Raw genomic sequence first — 18,019 nt, forward strand, 5'->3', positions numbered from 1 at the left:
GGAATTCAGTTGCGAATCAAGTGGTCAAACGCGGCCAATGCGGCGTTGGCGCCTTCACCCATGGCAATGATGATCTGCTTGTAAGGCGCGGTGGTGCAGTCGCCTGCAGCAAACACCCCTTCCATGCTGGTCTGCCCGCGGGCATCAACCACAATCTCGCCATGGCGGCTCAACTCCAGACTGCCTTTGAGCCAGTCGGTGTTGGGCAGCAAACCGATCTGCACAAACACGCCTTCCAGTTCAACGGTGTTGATTTCACCGGTGGTACGGTCTTTCAGGCGAAGGCCATTGACCTTTGTGCCATCACCCGTCACCTCGGTGGTTTGGGCGTTCAACACCACATTCACATTGGGCAAGCTGTTCAGTTTGGTTTGAAGCACCGCGTCGGCGCGCAGCTTGGTGTCAAATTCAATCAACGTGACGTGTGAAACGATGCCTGCCAGGTCAATGGCGGCTTCCACACCACTGTTACCCCCGCCAATCACCGCCACCCGTTTGCCTTTGAACAGTGGGCCATCACAGTGCGGGCAATAAGCCACGCCCTTGTTTTTGTACTCCTTTTCGCCCGGCACATTCAGTTCACGCCAACGGGCACCCGTGGACAGAATCACGGTTTTGGACGTCAGCTTGGCACCGTTGTCCAGTTCCACTTCCACTCGGGAATCCACTGTTTTCAGGCCCTTGGCCCGTTGCAGGTTCATGATGTCCACGTCGTAGGTTTTGACGTGTTGTTCCAGTTGGGCCACCAAACGTGGGCCTTCGGTTTCCTTCACCGAAATGAAGTTTTCAATGCCCAGTGTGTCCAGCACTTGGCCGCCGAAACGTTCGGTCAGCACACCGGTTTTTACACCCTTGCGGGCGGCGTAAATGGCCGCGGCTGCACCAGCGGGGCCACCGCCGACAATCAGCACATCGAATTCGCCTTTCTGGCTGAGTGCTTCGGCTTGTTTGGCTTGGGCGCCAGTGTCCAGTTTGGCCAGAATTTCTTCCAGCAGCATACGGCCCGAGCCAAATTGGCTTTGGTCGGCAGCGAACACGGTAGGCACTGCCATCACTTTGCGCTGGTCCACCAAGGGCTGGAACCATGCACCATCAATCATGGTGTGGCTGTAATTGGGGTTCAGGGCTGCAATGGTGTTGAAGGCTTGAACCACGTCTGAACAGTTGTGGCAGCTCAGGGACACCACGGTTTCGAACTGTCCACCCGCTGCGGGCTTGGGCAGGTTCTTGATCTGTTCAATGACTTTGTCGTCCACTTTGGGGGGGTGTCCACCCACGTGCAACAAGCCCAGCAGAAGGGATGTAAATTCATGCCCCATCGGCAGACCGGCAAAGCGCACACGCGCTTCTTCACCGGCTTTGGCAATACCAAATGATGGGCGCAGAGCATGGTTACCATCCAGACGCACACTGACTTTGTCCGAGCATTCGGCGATGTCAGCCAGCAGGCCTTCAATCTGGTTTGCGTTGTCACTGTGGTCCAGCGAGGCCACCAGCTCAATGGGGTGGCGCAGCATTTGCAGATAGGTCTTCAGTTGCTGTTTGATGTTGGCGTCCAACATGATTGGGTACTCCATGCATTCGTGTTATTCGGGGGCCGCCCCCTTGTGGGAGGCGGCGTGTCCTGACTCAACAGGCTGGGCGCGTGGCAGGTAAGCCACGGCATTGGGTTGTCCGCTTCGTCAGCGGACCAAATTTCTCAACTGCGGGCGCAGTCTTAGATCTTGCCGACCAGGTCCAGGGAAGGGGTCAGCGCGGCTTCGCCGGCTTTCCACTTGGCTGGGCAAGCCTGGTTGGGGTTGGCGGCCACGTATTGGGCAGCCTGGATTTTGCGCTTCAGTTCGGACGCATCACGGCCGATGCCCAGGTCATGCACTTCCACAACCTTGATCACGCCCTTGGGGTCCATCACGAAGGTGCCGCGCAGGGCCAGGCCTTCTTCCTCAATCATCACGCCGAAGTTGCGGGTGATTTGGCCAGTGGGGTCGCCGATCATGGGGTACTTGATCTTGGCAATGGTTTCGGACGCGTCGGCCCAGGCTTTGTGCACGAAGTGAGTGTCTGTGGACACGGAATACACTTCCACGCCCATGGCTTTCAACTCTTCGTACTGATCAGCCAGGTCGCCCAGTTCTGTGGGGCATACGAAGGTGAAGTCAGCGGGGTAGAAGAAGAACACGGACCATTTGCCCTTCACGTCGGCTTCGGTCAACTGCACTTCTTTGCCGTTGTGGTAAGCAGTGGCTTTGAATGGCTTGATTTCGGTATTGATCAAAGACATGGTGTCATCCTCAGTTGGGTTGAAAAATGGGTTGAAACTTGCAACGAAGGATTAGTGTATCCAAATTTGTTGCAATTGCAAAATTTAATGATGCAATATTTCAGATTAATTTTATTAATCGATTTTTCGCGTCTTTTTGGGCTGCCCTTCAAAAACCTTGAGGCGATTGTTCGGAAATCTCTCACCTTTGCACAAGGCCAGCCGGTCATACTGGGGGGTGTAATTCAATGGGGGCTTTATGAACGTGGGCGACACATCCGAGTGGCTGGTGTTTTTCAACGTGTTACTGCAGCAGTTGGGGGTGCCTGTGCCGTCCGTGCCCACCATGATTGTGGCGGCCAGTCTGGTTCATTCCGGCATTGACCTGTTTGTCCTGGCAGGTCTGGCTGTGTTGGCCTCTTTGTTGGCGGACTGGGTGTGGTACCTGGCGGGCCGAGGGTTTGGCTATCGAGTGCTGTCGGTGTTGTGCAAGTTGTCGATCAACCCCGAGTCCTGCGTCACCAGCACGGAATTCAAGTTCAAACGTTGGGGGGCTTGGTCCTTGGTATTGGCCAAATTCATCCCGGGGTTTTCGACTGTCGCCCCGCCGATTGCGGGGGCTGTGCGTATGCCCTTGTGGCAATTCACCCTTGCATCAGCCCTGGGCGCCGCGCTGTGGGCTGGGGCCGCTTTACTGGCGGGTTGGCTGTTCAGCACCCAAGTGTCCACCGTGTTTGAGGTACTGCATTCCAACGCACTGGCGATGGCCTTGGTGGTTGGTTTGGGCTTGGCGGTGCTGGTGTTGTGGAAATGGAGTCGCCGCTTGGCCTACATGGCCCGCCATCAAGCCCCCAAAACCCGGGTTGAGGAATTGGACCAGCACGATGAAGCACTCCACGGGCCGCTGCGGCTGCTGGATCTTAGGCCTGACCACATTCAAACTTCCGAGCCCTTGGCGGGTTGGACACCGGCCCGTTTGGATTCTCTTCAGGAACTGTCAGTCGCTTGGGGGGCTGGCGACCGCATCGTGACCCTGTGTGCCTGCCCCAACGATGTCACCGCCAGCGAGGCTGCCGCGGCTTTGGAGGCCTTGGGTTTCGTCAATGCCCGAGCGTTGCTCGGCGGCTATGAGGCCTTGCAGGCGCATCAGCAGCGCAAACTGGTGTAACGTCATTGCTTTGTAGTTCACGCGGGTGCAGTTATGGCGAAGTGGTTGGCGAAGTGCGCAGTAGTGGGTGTGTTTCTGGGCTTGATGAGCGCTGCACAGGCGGGCGATGTGATTCAGTTTGGTGTGGGCCTGTATCAGCCCGACAAAGACAAAAACGACGCCACTTACACCCCGTTGGCCCGCTATCTGGAGGCCAAACTTGGAAAGCCCGTGAAGCTGCGCACCGTGGACAGTTGGGAAGGCTTGGCCAAGTCGCTGGCCAATGGCGAAACCGACATTGCGCTGATGGGCCCGTGGGGCTATGTGCTGGCCAACAATGAAGCCCGTGCTCAGGCTGTAGCCACCATTGAGTACGATGGCAAGCCCGAGTACTTCGCCATCATGGTCACTAACCCGGCCAGCGGCATCAATTCGATTGCCGACCTCAAAGGCAAAAGTTTCGCCTTTGGTGACAAAGGCTCAACCTCCGGCTACCTCATCCCCTTCCATCATTTCCAGAACCTGGGAATCAACCCCGACACCTACTTCTCCAAGGTGCTGTACACCAAACACCAGGCCATTGAGACCCAAGTGGCCCAAGGTGTGCTGGACGCTGGGGCCGACTACAACCGCAACCGCGACGCCATGATTGCCGAGGGGTTGATCAAGGCGTCCGATTCAAAAATCATCTGGACCTCCGCCCCGCTGCCCAACGACGCGTTGGCGGTCAGCGAAACCCTGTTCAAAGACAAAGCCTTCGTGGCCAAACTGCAGGAGGCCTTGCTGGGTGTGGGCGCTGAGCTGAAAAAGCAGCCCAACCTGTTGCCCCCTCGGTACACTGGTTTTGTGAAAAAGGACAACAGCTTTTACAAGCCCATTCGCGATGCAGGGCTTGCCACGGGCCGTTTGCAACCGAAGTAAAGCGAGGAGTTCGTGAGTGCTGTGTTGAACCGCTGGCCGCGCTGGCAAGGCCGAGGTGGCTTTGCCTTGATGATCGCCATTTACGGTTTGCTGGTTGCCGCCTGTCTGTGGAGCCTATGGTCTGCAGGGGACCTCAGCCTTGGCCGTAACCCGTGGCCCAACCTGGTCAAAACGGTGTCCGAGTTTTTGCGCCCAAGTGTGGTGGACGTGTGGCTGGGTAACCCAGCACTGGAATACCGCAGCGACGATGGTCGCCTTCTGCGCGTTGAAAACCGACAGGCTGTGGAAGCCCAATACCTGACTCAGATGGCAGGCGCGGCATGGACCACCTTCCAGATCGCCACCTTGGGTTCCTTGTTGGCTGCCGTGTTGGCCATGCCCTTGGCTGTGCTGAGTGCGCGTAACCTGCGCGCACCGCTGTGGGCTGCATGGGCCGCCCGGCGAACCCTGGATGCCTGTCGCGCAGTTCATACCCTGGTCTTTGGGTTGGTGCTGGTGGGTATCGTAGGGCTGGGCCCTACAGCGGGTATTCTGGCCATTGCGCTACACAGCATGGGCACCTACGGCAAGCTGTTTGCCGAGTCCATCGAGTCGCTCGATATGGCCTCCATTGAGGCTGTTCGGGGTGTGGGGGCCAGCCCACTGCAAACCTTCTTCTGGTCTGTCTGGCCCAATGTGCTGCCCCAATGGGTCAGCACACACCTGTACTTGTGGGAGTACAACATTCGAGACTCCACCATTCTTGGCCTGGTGGGTGCAGGTGGCTTGGGTTTGTTGATTTCAGAATCCGTGTCCTTGTTCCAATGGGGCCGACTGTCCACGCTGTTGATTGTGGTGGTCGTCATGGTCACCAGCTTCGACGCGCTAAGCCGTCGCATTCGGAAGGCCCTGTTGTGAGCCAGCCTTTGATTCATCTCCATGGCATTGATTGGACGCAAGCGGGCCGTTGCCGCCTTCGCATCGCCGACCTGACCATTCATGCGGGTGAAAAAGTCGCGATTCTGGGGCGAAACGGGGCGGGTAAATCGTCCCTGCTCAAACTCATCAACGGCTTTGCCAGTCCGGACAGGGGGCATGTGCAGGTCGGCGGCCAGTCGGTGTTTCCTGTGCCCTCTGCCCAGCGCCTGAGGCAACTGCGCCGCAAGGTTGGGCAAGTGCCCCAAGGGCTGCATTTGGTGTCACGGTTGAGTGTGCAGGACAATGTGTTGGTGGGTGGCCTGGCGGCCATGCCCCTGTTTCGAAGTTGCTTGCGTGTGTTCACCCCCGCCGAGTTACAGGCCGCCGAACAAGCCATGGCCGCAGTGGGGGTTTTGCATTTGCGCCAGGTGCGGGCGGACCGCCTGTCGGGTGGGGAGCGACAAAAGGTGGCCATTGCCCGCTTGCTGATACAAGCGCCTGAGGTGGTGTTGGCTGATGAACCGACCGCCGCCCTGGACCCGACCGCTGCCTCCGAGGTGATTGAATTGCTGCGGGCAGCCACAAGGCAAACCACCCTGCTGACGGTGGTGCACCAAGTGGACCAGGTGCCCTTGTTGGCAGACCGCGTGTTGGGCCTGAGGGCTGGCGAGCTGGTGCTGGATTGCCCAAGCCAGTCATTGAACACGTCCCTGCTGGGGGACTTGTATGGGTGAAAACGACGAAGCTGGGCGCCAATGCCCCTTACGTTACCGCTACGGCCCGAAGGCCATCGCAGCGGTGGCGGCTCAGCCCTGCGACACCCTGTGGGTGGTGGGCGGTCTGTACGGCAACCCACAGGCTTTGGATGCGGTACTTGCGCTGGTTCAACAAGAACAAGCGCAAACCAGGGCGCGTGTCCGTCTGTGTTTCAACGGCGATTTCAACTGGTTCAACATCTCCCCCAGCGCTTTCGAACGCATCAACACCACGGTGCTTGAACATGATGTGGTGCTGGGCAATGTGGAGGCCGAACTGGGTGAGCCCCTCGATACCCCCGATTGCGGCTGTGCCTACCCCGAGCATGTGGATGCCGGCGTGGTGGCCCGCTCAAACAGCATTCACACCCGGTTGAAGCAGGTTGCGCAGGCCCAGCCCGCCGTGTTGGCGCGGCTTCAGGCTCGCCCCATGTTCGCACGCTATGAGGTAGGCGCCTTGCAGCTTGGCGTGGTTCATGGCGATTCGGAATCATTGGCGGGTTGGCAGTTTGACCCTGCCTGCATCGCCTTGCCGGGCCATGCGCAATGGCGCACAGCGCAATTTGAGCAGGCCGCTGTCGATGCGTTTGCCAGCACCCACACCTGCACTGCGGTGTTGCACACCGACACCCTGCCCAGCGGCCAGCGCAAGGTGATCAGCAACAACGGTGCTGCGGGCATGCCCAGTGTGCCCGGCGCTTTGGCGGGCTTGGTGACTCGGGTGTCGGTGACGCCCTGCACACAAGCGCCAGTGCACGCCTCTGTCTGTGTGCAAGGCGTGTGGGTGGAGCAGGTGCAGCTCAATTACGACCACTCTGCCTGGCTGGCCCAGTTTCACCAGTGGTGGCCCCCCGGCAGCCCTGCGTTTGTGTCGTACGTCGAGCGCATTACGCACGGTGTTTCGAGAAAACCGTAGCAATCCTTCGCTGAAACCGCCTCGTTCTCGAACTGACCTTTCAGTAACCTGCGCCTGTGGATTGATTTAAACAGGAGTAGTCATCATGGAAACCTTAACAATGTGGCTGAACCAGGATTTCCTGGGGCAAGCTGTCTGGCTCTGGCTGATGTTCATCGGGGTGGTCGTCACCCTGTTGGCCCTCGACCTGGGCGTGTTGCACCGCGACAGTCGAGAAATCGGTGTGCGCGAAAGCCTCTTGCTGTCTGCTGGCTACATCAGCGCGGGCCTGGCCTTCGGTGGCTGGGTGTGGTGGTACCTCGGTGCGCAAAGTGGCATGGAGTACCTCACCGGGTTCTTGATTGAAAAATCCTTGTCCATGGACAATGTATTCGTCATTGCCCTGATCTTCACTTTCTTTGCCATTCCCCGCCAGTACCAGCACCGGGTGCTGTTCTGGGGCATCATGGGCGTGATTGTGTTGCGGGCCATCATGATTGGCTTGGGCGCTACGCTGGTGAAAGAGTTCAGCTGGATTCTCTACCTGTTCGGTGTGTTCCTGATCATCACTGGTGTGAAAATGTGGTTCCTTGCCGACCAAGAGCCCGACATCGCCAACAACCCGGTGTTGCGTTTCCTGAAGCGCCACCTGCGTGTCACCGAAGGTCTGCGTGGCAACGCCTTCATGGTTCGCGAGAATGACCCAAAAACCGGTCGCGTAGTGCGGTTCGCAACCCCGCTGCTGTTGGCTCTGGTGTTGATCGAAATTGTCGACCTTGTGTTTGCGGTTGACTCGGTGCCTGCCATCTTCGCCATCACCACCGACCCATTCATTGTCTACACCAGCAATATTTTTGCGATTCTCGGCCTGCGTGCCCTGTACTTTGCGCTGGCTGAAATGATCCACCGCTTCAAGTACCTGAAGTACGCACTGGCTGTGGTCCTGGTGTTCATCGGCTCGAAGATCTTCTTGGTGAATATCATCGGCAAAATCCCGCCTGTGTTCTCCTTGTCCGTGACCTTGGGCCTGATTGCTGCCGGTGTGCTTTATTCGCTGTGGAAGACCAAATCCGAAGCGGCCCACCACGCCTCTTGAATTAGGGGCAATGACCGAAACGATGTTGTGCTTTGCCCGTATCATGTTGAACAATCAACAACAATTGACTGAGCAACAGGGCAGAGCACCATCATGAAAACCCGAGTCACCGACCTCTTTGGTATCGACGTTCCCCTCATTTGCCCCGGCATGACTTACGTGGCCAACTCCGACCTCGTCGCGGCCACAGCCAATGCCGGCGGTTTGGGAATTCTGGCCATTGGCCACCTGACTCCTGAACAGACCCGCGCTGAAATTCGCCGGGTTCGCAGCTTGACCCAACGGCCCTTTGGCATTGGCTGTGCCTTGATGATGCCGGGTGCCCGCGAAAACCTGGAAGTGGCGCTGGAAGAAAAGGTGCCTGTGATCAACTTTTCACTGGGCAACGGCGCTGATGTGTGCAAACGGGTTCACGGTTACGGCGGCAAGGTGATTGCCACGGTGGTGACCGCCAAGCATGCCCTGAGCGCGGAAAAGGCCGGTGTGGATGCCTTGTTGGTGACCGGTCATGAAGCGGCAGCCCATGGTGGTAGCGTTACCTCCCTGGTGCTGGTTCCGGCCATTCGCGAAGTAACCCGCTTGCCCATCATTGCAGCCGGTGGTTTTGGCACCGGTGCAGGTTTGGTGGCAGCCCTTAGCTTGGGGGCCGATGCGGTGGCGATGGGAACGCGGTGGGCGGCCTCCAAGGAAAGCCCTGTGCATGCCAACACCAAAAATTTGATCATTCAAAAAGAAGTGGAAGAGACCATCTACAACGCCAACTTCGACACCATGCCTTGCCGAGTGATGACCACGCCCCATTCCAAGAAAGTGATGGCCAAGCGCTTGTCGCTTTGGCGTGCCATGGCCCGTGCCTTGAAGGCTGCCCGTGAAATGGACAGGCCACTGACGGGCATTGTGAAAGACGTGCTGAAAACTGGATTTGTACAGACTTTGAAGCTGACCTTTTTTGGTTCAGCCATTCTGGCCATCAAGAAGGCCACCATCGAGGGTAACCATCAGCAAGGGGTTCAGTTGATCGGTCAGGTGCAGGGCTTGGTACATGATGTGCCCACCGTGCAGGAACTGACCGACCGCGTGATGCGTGAGGCAGAACAGGCCTTGGCCAACGTTCAGCAGTACCGCGCTGAAGAAGCCATGGCCTGATTGCCCGTTACACCTTGTAACCACCCACGAGTCCTGAAAGTCGCTCGGCAGCGGCTTTCACATCATCGGCCACATCTTTGACCTGCGTGGTGGCCGCCAGGTTTTCATCGGTCATTTGCGCAATTCGCTCAATGTTTTTGGCCACCACGACTGAGGCTTGGCTCTGTTCTTTCATGGCGTGGTTAATCTCGTTGATGGAGGTCTCCGTGCGTTGGGCACGGTCCATGATCAGTTGAATGGCCTGCTCGACATGGGCAGACCGTTCAATGCCGTCGGCAATCTCGGTGCGCCAGCCTTTCACATTGTCCACCACTGCGCGGCTGTCGTCCTGAATGCCACGCACCAGGTCGGAAATGCTGTGCGTGGCCGATGAGGTGCGCTCAGCCAGTGTGCGAACTTCATCGGCAACCACCGCAAATCCACGGCCATGTTCGCCCGCCCGTGCGGCTTCAATCGCTGCGTTCAAGGCCAACAGGTTGGTTTGTTCGGCGATTTCCTGAATGGTTTGCACGATGGACGAAATGCCTTCGGAGCGCTGGTCCAGCGACATCACGGTGTTGGATAACTGCTGTGACGATTCTGCAATGCCTGACATGGTGCTGCGCATTTGGCCAACCTGCTCAATCCCTTGGCTTGATGCTGCGCCTGTTTCCCGGGCCAGGTTGCGTGCGGTGTCGGAATGCTCAGCCACCTGGCCCACCGACACACTCAGTTCTTCCACAGAACTGGCCACTGTCGATGAGGCGTCAGACTGTTCATGGGTGCCTGCATTCACCTGTTCGACAGCACTGCTCAGGGCATGGGTGTTGGACGCCAAACCACCGGACAGTTCTTTGATTTGCACAATCATGTCTGACTGTGAGCGGCGGATATTTTCAAAGCGGTTGGAGATCTGCGCCATTTCGTCTTTGCCCTCCAGCACAGGCGTCGGGCCGAGGTTCAGCTTGGCCAGGCTGTTGCTCTGGTTTTCCAGGGTGCGAATGTCGCCGTTCACTTTGCGAACCACCATCACAATCACAAAGGCCGCAGCCAGCAACAGCACCGCAATCTGGGCGGTGGTTTTGCCGATGTTGCCGCGTTCGCGTGCAATACGGGCCTGAAGGGCTTGTTGCAGCGAGGTGTTCAGTTGGTCCTGAATTTGTAACAGGCCGTTCAGTGGCGCAGACACCTGTTCGAACACAGCAGGGCCAGTCATGCCATGGTCGGCGTTGGCCAGTTTTTTGATGAGCGCATCCACATTGGGCAGGGTTCGCAACACTTGCTCGGCTTGCAATTCCGTGTCCGACTGAACACTCACGCCGTTGGATTTCGCTTTTTGAACATTCTCGCGAACTTCGTTGCTGATGATGGTTGCGATATCCAGAGTTGCATGGGCCCGGCCCAGTGTGGTCGCATCGGCCTCACCTCTGGCCACCATGGCGGCCAAGCTGCCTCGGATGGTGGCCAGCTTTTCCACCACTGTGGGAATCTGGAAGTTGATGGTACTCATCAGGTAATAGGTGCCCATTTCTGGGTCCAGCGTCAGCGTGCTTTCATCGGCGGTCCAGCGCATGGTTTTGAGCAGGGACTTGATCAGCGTGCTGTGTTCTTCGAAGCTTTGCTGGCCATCCAGCGTACTCAGCTTGTTTTTCAGGGTTGACCAGTCGGCAATCAAAGCCTGGGCAGATTCCCGGGATTTACCCCACTGCTCGGGGAGGTCTTTGGCCAGGCTGTTCAGTCCTTCATCCAGTTTCTGCGCAAGGCTGTCACGGTTGGTTTTGGCCGATTGGTCGCCTGCAATGATCATCCCGGACAAGCCGCGGTGCGATTGAAGGTCCTTGAGCAGGTTCATCTGCCGAATGGTGAATTGGGTGCCCTGATACTCACTGTCGGTTGCCTCAATCAATGCACCTGCCACAGACAGGTAATTCCAGTACATCGCCGCCAAGGCAACAACCAGTGGCACCACAATCAGTACAAACTTTTTAAGGAGGCTGAGCTGCCCAAGGGTTTTATTGATCCAATTCATGATCCGGTCTCTACAAGGGTTGACCGGAACAGATTAGCCGGGTGGCTGCAGGGCCGAATCCAGCAGGGCTACTAACCCGCATGGGTGCAGTTCACCCACAGCCTTGTTGGCACAGTGGGTGAACAGCGCTGAAAGGGGGTTTCAGCCCAGGCCGCGGGCCAAGTCGGCAATCAGGTCTTTGGTGTCCTCCAGGCCAATGGCCAGGCGAATCAAGCCCTGTTGAATACCGGCTGCTTCCCGAGCCTCGGGGCTAAGGCGTCCGTGGGTGGTGGTGGCCGGGTGGGTAATGGTGGTGCGTGTGTCGCCCAAGTTGGCTGTGATGGACATGGTTTTGCAGTGGTCGATCACATTCCACGCCCGCGCACGTGCTTCATCGGCAGTGGCCGCTTTCAATTCGAAGGCCACAATGGCACCGCCGGTTTTCTGCTGCTTCATGGCCAGCGCATGTTGCGGGTGGCTGGGCAGGCCAGGGTAGTACACCCGGTCCACGGCGGGGTGCGCTTCCAGCCAGGTGGCCACTTCCAGCGCGTTGGCCGATTGGGCCTGCATGCGGATATTCAGGGTTTCAAGGCCCTTAAGCAGTACCCAGGCGTTGAACGCGGACAGGGTTGGGCCAGCCGTGCGCAGCACTGGCAATATTTTGTCCTTGAGCAGTTGTTTGGGGCCGCAGATGGCACCGCCCAGCACACGGCCTTGGCCATCCAGGTACTTGGTGGCGGAATGGATGATGAGGTCTGCGCCAAAGTCCACCGGCTTTTGCAGGGCAGGTGAGCAGAAGCAGTTGTCTACAATATTCAGGATGCCGTGTTTGTGCGCCAAGTCGCTCAAGGCCTGAATGTCAGTGATTTCGGTCAAGGGGTTCGATGGCGTTTCCACGTAAAACAGCTTGGTGTTGGGGCGGATTGCTTTTTCCCAAGCGGATAAATCCACACCATCCACAAAGGTCGTTTCCACGCCGAAGCGCGCAAAAATATTGACGAACAACTGCACCGTGGCACCAAACAGGGCCTTTGAGGCAATCAAGTGGTCACCGGCGTTGAGCAGGCCCATCAGCGCGGTGGTGATGGCAGCCATGCCGCTGGAGGTGGCCAGGCAATACTCGGTGTTCTCCAGTGCGGCCAGGCGTTGCTCAAACATCTGCACGCTGGGGTTGGTGAAGCGGGCGTATACATTGCCTTCTTCGGTGCCTGCAAAACGGGCGGCCGCTTGCGCGGCTGAGTCGAACACGAAGCTGGAGGTCAGGAACATGGCCTCAGAGTGTTCACCAAATGGCGTGCGCTGGCTGCCTGTGCGAATGGCCTGGGTTGATAGCCCCCAGCCTTGTTCAGAAGTGTGGTTGTCGTGTTCGTTGCTCATTTGACTCACGCCGAAAATACTGGTCCAAAACCGCTGTTTGAAGAAGGGGCTTAAAGCGCCAAGCCTGCTTCAATGCGTTGCATCACTATGGATTGACCCATCAAAGCCATCACCTTGTCAATGGATGGCGTTTGGGTAATGCCCGTCAACATCAGGCGTAAAGGCATGGCCAGCTTGGGCATTTTCAGGTTGTGGGCTTTCAGCACGGTTTTCATGTGGGTGCTGAGGTTGTCCACGGTCCAGTCCAGGCTGTTCAGCCCTTGTGCAAACTCGTTCATGGCAAGGCGTGTTGGCTCGTCCAGCATGGCGCGCAGCTCATCAGCATTCACACTGGGTTCGCGATAGAACAGCGCTGCTTCGTCGCGCAATTGCACCAAGGTCGCCGCCCGTTCAATCACCAAGTCCAGCACGGCAGCCAAAGCAGGCCCAGCGTTGCTGTCCAGCCCGATGGCGTTCAGGCGCTTCTGGGTTTCGTTCGCCAGCAGTGCCCGGTCGGTTTGTTTCATGTGGTGTGCATTCACCCACGACAGCTTTTCCGGGTCAAACTGCGCGGCCGATTTCGACAGGCTGCTTGAGTCGAACCACTGTACCAGTTGTTCACGGCTGAACAGTTCGTCATCGCCATGGCTCCAGCCCAGGCGGGCCAGGTAATTGATCATGGCTTCGGGCAGAAAGCCGAGTTCGTCGTACTGAATCACACTGACCGCACCATGCCGTTTGGAGAGTTTCTCGCCGTCCGGGCCGAGAATCATCGGCAGGTGGCCATACACCGGTTGTTCGCCACCAATCGCACGAAGAATGTTGATCTGCCGTGGGGTGTTGTTGATGTGGTCGTCGCCGCGAATCACGTGGGTGATCTGCATTTCCCAATCGTCCACCACCACGCAGAAGTTGTACGTGGGGGTGCCATCAGCACGGGCAATGATCAGGTCATCCAGCTCTTCATTGTTGATGGAAATAGGGCCTTTGACCAAGTCGTCCCACTGCACCGCGCCGCTGGCCGGGTTTTTAAAACGCACCACAGGGTTCACACCCTCAGGTGGGGTGGGAAGTGCTTTGCCCGCCTCGGGTCTCCAACGGCCGTCATAACGAATTCTCAGGCCCTGTTGACGTTGCTGTTCGCGCATTTGCTCCAGTTCGGCGGTGCTACAGTAACAAAGGTAGGCATCCCCTTGGTCCAGCAGTTTGGCGATCATGGCCTTGTAACGGTCCATGCGTTGCATCTGGAAAAAGGGCCCTTCATCGTAGTCCAGGTTCAGCCAATGCATGCCGTCCATGATGGCTTGTACTGCTTCCGGGGTGGAACGCTCCACGTCGGTGTCTTCAATGCGCAGGATGAACTGGCCACCGTGATGGCGCGCGAAAGCCCAACTGTACAGGGCTGTGCGGGCACCACCGAGGTGGAGGTAACCGGTGGGGCTGGGTGCAAAACGGGTGCGGACTGTTCGGATTTGGCTGGAAGTTGACATTCGAATCGTGACTTTTGGTTAAAGAACTTTTATCATCAAGTTCAAGTAATTTCTCAAGTGTTTGGGTTGTGATGAGCGACAATTGCAATAGCCGTTTCAACAATCGACGTTCATTTCTGCAGGCGGTCAGCACACTGGCCATGGTGGGCGTCTCCGACACCCTGATTGGTCAGGGCGTTCAGGCCGCGACTCGGGAGCTGGCACCCCCGCCCGATCTGTTCGATGCCTCGCTGGTCGACATGGAGTTTTGGCTTCAGCCCCGAACCCTGAACATGGTTCGCCCGCAGTCTGGGGACCGGCTCAAGATCACTTATTGGCAAGACGGACATATTAACCCAAAGGCCTACCAAGAAATCTGCAGCGTGCTGCGCGATGTGCAGGCCAACTTGGTCTATCGCATGGACACGCGGTTGATTGACACCCTGTGGGCCGCCCAAGCCTTCGTTCAACGTTACGGGTTCAGTGCCCCGATTGAAATCACTTCGGGCTACCGCAGCCCGAAAACCAACCGTCGACTCATCGAGCAGGGTTTGCCAGCCGCACGCAACTCGCTGCACATGCGCGGCCAAGCAGCTGATTTCCGCATGCCCGGTTTACACCCCAGTGTGCTGGGTGAACTGGTGCAGGGCTTTAAGGCCGGTGGGGTGGGTTTTTACTTCCGCATTGGTACCCAAGGCGGGTGGATTCACGCCGACACCGGCCCTGAACGGGAATGGCGGGGCTGAACACAGCCGGCAAACGTGGTTAAATAAGGCCAGAATCAACCTGGAACAATACAAAGGGTGGGTGTGGCTTTCAGCAGTATGTTCATTCGTTGGGGTGGCAAACGCGTTGTCCGGGCGGCATTGTTTCCGGTCGTTCTGGCATTGGGCGCCTGTGGCCAAGCACCCAACAACCCCTACGTTGAGTCAGGTGCTGACAAGGGCCTGGTGACGCATTACACCGCCTTCACGGCGCGGCCCAAACACTTGGACCCTGCGCAGTCCTACACCTCGGACGAAGCCGAGTTCACCTACCAAACCTACGAGCCGCTGTTTCAATACCACTACCTGAAACGCCCCTACACGCTGGAGCCTTTGACCGCACTTGAAGTGCCTCAACCCCAATACCTGAATGCCCAAGGCAAGGCCTTGTCTGCCGATGCGCCCGACAGCGATGTGGCCACCAGTGTGTATACCCTGAGGATTCGGCCGGGCATTTTATATCAGCCCCATCCTGCCTTTGCCCAAGATGCCCAAGGCCAATACCGTTATCACGACCTGCCCGCCGAACAGGCTTTGCAATACCGCTCACCCTGGCAATTCGAACACCGCGACACCCGCGAGCTGACCGCCGCCGACTACGCCTACGAAATCAAACGCCTGGCCAGCCCGCGAATTGTGTCGCCGATTCTGGGCCACATGGGTGAATTGATTGAAGGCCTTCAAGGCCTGGCCGACACCCTGAAAACCCGCGATGAGCAGTTGAAGAAAAGCCTTCAGGCCCAAACAGGCAGCCGGTTTGCACCGTCTGCTTCGGAATTGCCTTGGCTGGATTTGCGTCAATTCGAGTTGAGTGGTGTCAAGGTGGTGGATACCCACACGCTGCAGATTCGGGTCAAAGGCAAGTATCCGCAGTTTTTGTACTGGCTGGCCATGCCTTTTTTTGCGCCCATTCCTTGGGAGGCTGACCGGTTTTACAGCCAACAAGGCTTCGTGAAAAATAACCTCACGCTGGACTGGTGGCCGGTGGGCACGGGCCCCTACATGTTGACTGAAAACGATCCGAATGCCCGCATGGTGTTGGCCCGAAACCCCAACTTCAGGGGCGAGCCTTACCCCTCTGAAGGCGAGCCCGGTGATGAGGCTGCAGGCCTTCTGGCCGATGCGGGCAAAACCATGCCCTTCATTGACAAGGTGGTGTTCACCCGCGAGAAAGAGGGCATCCCTTACTGGAACAAATTCATGCAGGGCTATTACGACAGCTCGGGCGTGAGTGCAGACACTTTTGATCAAGCCATTCGCGCTGGCGCCGACGGTGATGTGGCCTTGAGTGCCGACATGGAAAGCAAAGGCATTCGGCTGGAAACCTCGGTGGCCACATCCCTGTATTACCTGGGTTTTAACTGGCTGGACCCCGTTGTTGGCCCCGGAAAAACCCCGGAAGACGCCCGCCGTGCGCGCCTGTTGCGTCAGGCCATTGCGATTGCGGTGGATTGGGAAGAGTTCTCCCAGATTTTCACCAATGGCCGGGCGCTGCCTGCGCATGGGCCTGTTGTTCCTGGAATTTTTGGCCACGAACCCGGGCCGGAAGGTTACAACACCCAGGTGTACAACGTGGTGGATGGCCGACCAGTCAGAAAGCCGATTGAAGACGCCCAAACCCTGTTGGCCCAGGCGGGTTATGCCAACGGTATCGACCCCAAAACCCGCAAAACCCTGACCTTGGCTTTGGACACCACGGGCGGTGGCCCTGGCGACAAAGCCCGGTTTGACTGGTATCGCAAACAGTTTGCCAAGCTGAACATCGAGCTTGAAATCAGGGCGACCGACTGGAACCGGTTTCAGGAAAAAATCCGCAAAGGCAATCAACAATTGTTTTTCCTGGGCTGGAATGCCGATTACCCCGATCCGGAGAATTTTCTGTTCCTTTTGTACGGGCCCAACAGCCGTGCCAAAACTGCCGGTGAAAACGCATCGAACTATGCCAATCCGCGTTACGACGCGCTGTTCGAGCAAGTCAAAACCATGCCCAACACCCCGGAACGTGCACGCCTGATTGCCCAGATCACCGACCTGGTTCAGGAAGATGCACCTTGGCTGTTCGCGTTCACGCCCAAACAGTTTGGTTTGATTCATGGCTGGATGGGCAATATGAAACCCAACGACATGGCCCGCAATGATTTGAAGTACAAAACCATCAACACAGCGCTGCGAGACGCTCAACGCAAGGCGTGGAACCAGCCACAGTGGTGGCCTGTCCCGTTGATACTGCTGGCGCTGCTGGCCTTTGCATGGCCAGCCTGGGCCGCATGGAAACGGCGCGAGCAGGCCAAAGGCTTGCGGGTTGACTTGGCTGTTGACGCAGACCCAACGAAGGGGCAACCATGAGCCGCTATCTGTTGCGCCGTGTGCTCTACGGCTTGTTGGTTCTGGTCGGTGTGAACCTGATTACTTTTGTCTTGTTCTTCGGGGTGAACAGCCCCGATGACATGGCCCGAATGGCCTTGGGCGGTAAACGGGTGACCGAGCAGGCCATTGCGCAATGGAAAGTCGAGAAGGGCTACGACAAGCCCTTGCTGTTCAACACTCAAGCCGAAGGCCTGGGAACCTTGACCGACACCATCTTTTTCCAGAAGTCAGTGCCCATGTTCACCGGTCAGTTTGGCGCTTCTGATGATGGCCGCAACATTGCCTATGAAATTGCCCAGCGGGCCGGGCCCAGCTTGGCGCTGGCTGTGCCTGTGTTTGTACTTGGTTTGCTGTTGAGTGTCGCTTTGTCGCTGGTGCTCACCCTGTTTCGGGGCACTTATCTGGATTGGACTGGGGTGGTGGTTTGTGTGGTGGCCATGTCGATTTCAGGCCTGTTCTACATCATCGGTGGTCAATTCCTGTTCTCAAAAATCTTGGCTTTGGTGCCGATTTCCGGGTTTGACCCGGGTGTGGAAGCCTGGCGCTTCCTGATCCTGCCTGTGTTGATCGGTGTGGTCGGTGGCTTGGGGGGCGGGGTGCGCTGGTATCGCATCCTGTTTCTGGAAGAAATCAACAAGGATTATGTTCGCACCGCGCGCGCCAAGGGTTTGAGCGAAGCCGCCGTCTTGGGCCGACACGTGTTGCGCAACGGCCTGATTCCCATCATCACCGGCTCAGTGGCCGCCATCCCCTTGCTGTTCATGGGTTCCCTGTTGTCTGAAACATTCTTCGGCATTCCCGGCTTGGGCAGTTACACCATCGAAGCCATTCAAGCCCAAGACTTTGCTGTGGTGCGGGCCATGGTGTTCATCGGCTCGGCCCTGTATTTGGTGGGGCTGATTCTCACGGACATTGCGTACACGCTGGTTGACCCCCGTGTTCGCCTGAGTTGAGGGCCT

General features: G+C 57.6%; 15 protein-coding genes. 10 read left to right on the top strand and 5 right to left on the bottom strand.

Annotated elements, in window-relative coordinates; genetic code table 11:
- Positions 1-5: 5 nt before the first annotated feature.
- Together ahpF and ahpC are read right to left on the bottom strand one after the other, a co-directional pair.
- Positions 6-1,562, bottom strand: coding sequence for an alkyl hydroperoxide reductase subunit F (gene ahpF / locus ACK4FF_RS12615; protein ID WP_409709809.1), 1,557 nt, complete (start codon positions 1,560-1,562; stop codon positions 6-8).
- Between the two features lie 155 nt (positions 1,563-1,717).
- Positions 1,718-2,281, bottom strand: coding sequence for an alkyl hydroperoxide reductase subunit C (gene ahpC / locus ACK4FF_RS12620; RefSeq protein WP_409709812.1), 564 nt, complete (start codon positions 2,279-2,281; stop codon positions 1,718-1,720).
- Positions 2,282-2,519: 238 nt separating this feature from the next.
- On the opposite strand from ahpC, the gene ACK4FF_RS12625 reads away from it, so the two are divergent.
- From ACK4FF_RS12625 to ACK4FF_RS12655, 7 genes are all read left to right on the top strand, one after another.
- On the top strand, positions 2,520-3,428 hold the full coding sequence (locus ACK4FF_RS12625; protein ID WP_409709815.1) for a VTT domain-containing protein: 909 nt from the start codon (positions 2,520-2,522) through the stop codon (positions 3,426-3,428).
- A gap of 33 nt (positions 3,429-3,461) precedes the next feature.
- Complete coding sequence (locus tag ACK4FF_RS12630) at positions 3,462-4,328, top strand: phosphate/phosphite/phosphonate ABC transporter substrate-binding protein (protein WP_409709818.1); 867 nt, start codon at positions 3,462-3,464, stop codon at positions 4,326-4,328.
- A gap of 12 nt (positions 4,329-4,340) precedes the next feature.
- Positions 4,341-5,225 carry a phosphonate ABC transporter, permease protein PhnE gene (gene phnE, locus ACK4FF_RS12635; protein WP_409709821.1) on the top strand — a complete coding sequence of 295 codons (885 nt, stop codon included), beginning with the start codon at positions 4,341-4,343 and terminating at the stop codon, positions 5,223-5,225.
- Complete coding sequence (locus ACK4FF_RS12640; protein WP_409709824.1) at positions 5,222-5,959, top strand: phosphonate ABC transporter ATP-binding protein; 738 nt, start codon at positions 5,222-5,224, stop codon at positions 5,957-5,959. Before phnE ends, ACK4FF_RS12640 begins: the two co-directional genes overlap by 4 nt.
- Positions 5,952-6,896 (top strand): hypothetical protein, encoded by a 945-nt coding sequence (locus tag ACK4FF_RS12645; protein WP_409709827.1) that lies wholly within the window; start codon positions 5,952-5,954, stop codon positions 6,894-6,896. Before ACK4FF_RS12640 ends, ACK4FF_RS12645 begins: the two co-directional genes overlap by 8 nt.
- A gap of 85 nt (positions 6,897-6,981) precedes the next feature.
- Positions 6,982-7,971: a TerC family protein gene (locus ACK4FF_RS12650; RefSeq protein WP_409709830.1), complete on the top strand. Its 990-nt coding sequence runs from the start codon at positions 6,982-6,984 to the stop codon at positions 7,969-7,971.
- Between the two features lie 93 nt (positions 7,972-8,064).
- Positions 8,065-9,117, top strand: coding sequence for an NAD(P)H-dependent flavin oxidoreductase (locus tag ACK4FF_RS12655; protein ID WP_409709833.1), 1,053 nt, complete (start codon positions 8,065-8,067; stop codon positions 9,115-9,117).
- A 7-nt stretch (positions 9,118-9,124) separates the two neighbouring features.
- Here the strand turns inward: ACK4FF_RS12655 and ACK4FF_RS12660 are convergent, their stop codons facing one another.
- From ACK4FF_RS12660 to gltX, 3 genes are all read right to left on the bottom strand, one after another.
- Entirely contained in the window at positions 9,125-11,125 is a 2,001-nt protein-coding gene (locus ACK4FF_RS12660; RefSeq protein WP_409709836.1) for a methyl-accepting chemotaxis protein, read from the bottom strand.
- Positions 11,126-11,266: 141 nt separating this feature from the next.
- A complete protein-coding gene (locus ACK4FF_RS12665) occupies positions 11,267-12,481 on the bottom strand; it encodes an O-succinylhomoserine sulfhydrylase (RefSeq protein WP_409709839.1) in 1,215 nt (404 codons plus the stop codon).
- Between the two features lie 50 nt (positions 12,482-12,531).
- Positions 12,532-13,950, bottom strand: coding sequence for a glutamate--tRNA ligase (gltX, locus tag ACK4FF_RS12670; RefSeq protein WP_409709841.1), 1,419 nt, complete (start codon positions 13,948-13,950; stop codon positions 12,532-12,534).
- A gap of 71 nt (positions 13,951-14,021) precedes the next feature.
- On the opposite strand from gltX, the gene ACK4FF_RS12675 reads away from it, so the two are divergent.
- The 3 genes from ACK4FF_RS12675 to ACK4FF_RS12685 all read left to right on the top strand — a co-directional run bounded on the left by ACK4FF_RS12675 (position 14,022) and on the right by ACK4FF_RS12685 (position 18,013).
- Positions 14,022-14,675 carry a YcbK family protein gene (locus tag ACK4FF_RS12675; RefSeq protein WP_409709844.1) on the top strand — a complete coding sequence of 218 codons (654 nt, stop codon included), beginning with the start codon at positions 14,022-14,024 and terminating at the stop codon, positions 14,673-14,675.
- Between the two features lie 78 nt (positions 14,676-14,753).
- Positions 14,754-17,039, top strand: a complete 2,286-nt coding sequence (locus ACK4FF_RS12680) for an ABC transporter substrate-binding protein (RefSeq protein ID WP_409709847.1) — start codon at positions 14,754-14,756, stop codon at positions 17,037-17,039.
- On the top strand, positions 17,036-18,013 hold the full coding sequence (locus ACK4FF_RS12685) for an ABC transporter permease (protein WP_409709851.1): 978 nt from the start codon (positions 17,036-17,038) through the stop codon (positions 18,011-18,013). The genes ACK4FF_RS12680 and ACK4FF_RS12685 overlap by 4 nt, the downstream gene beginning before the upstream one ends.
- Positions 18,014-18,019: the final 6 nt, after the last annotated feature.

Source organism: Limnobacter sp. (assembly GCF_046297615.1).
GTDB lineage: Bacteria > Pseudomonadota > Gammaproteobacteria > Burkholderiales > Burkholderiaceae_B > Limnobacter.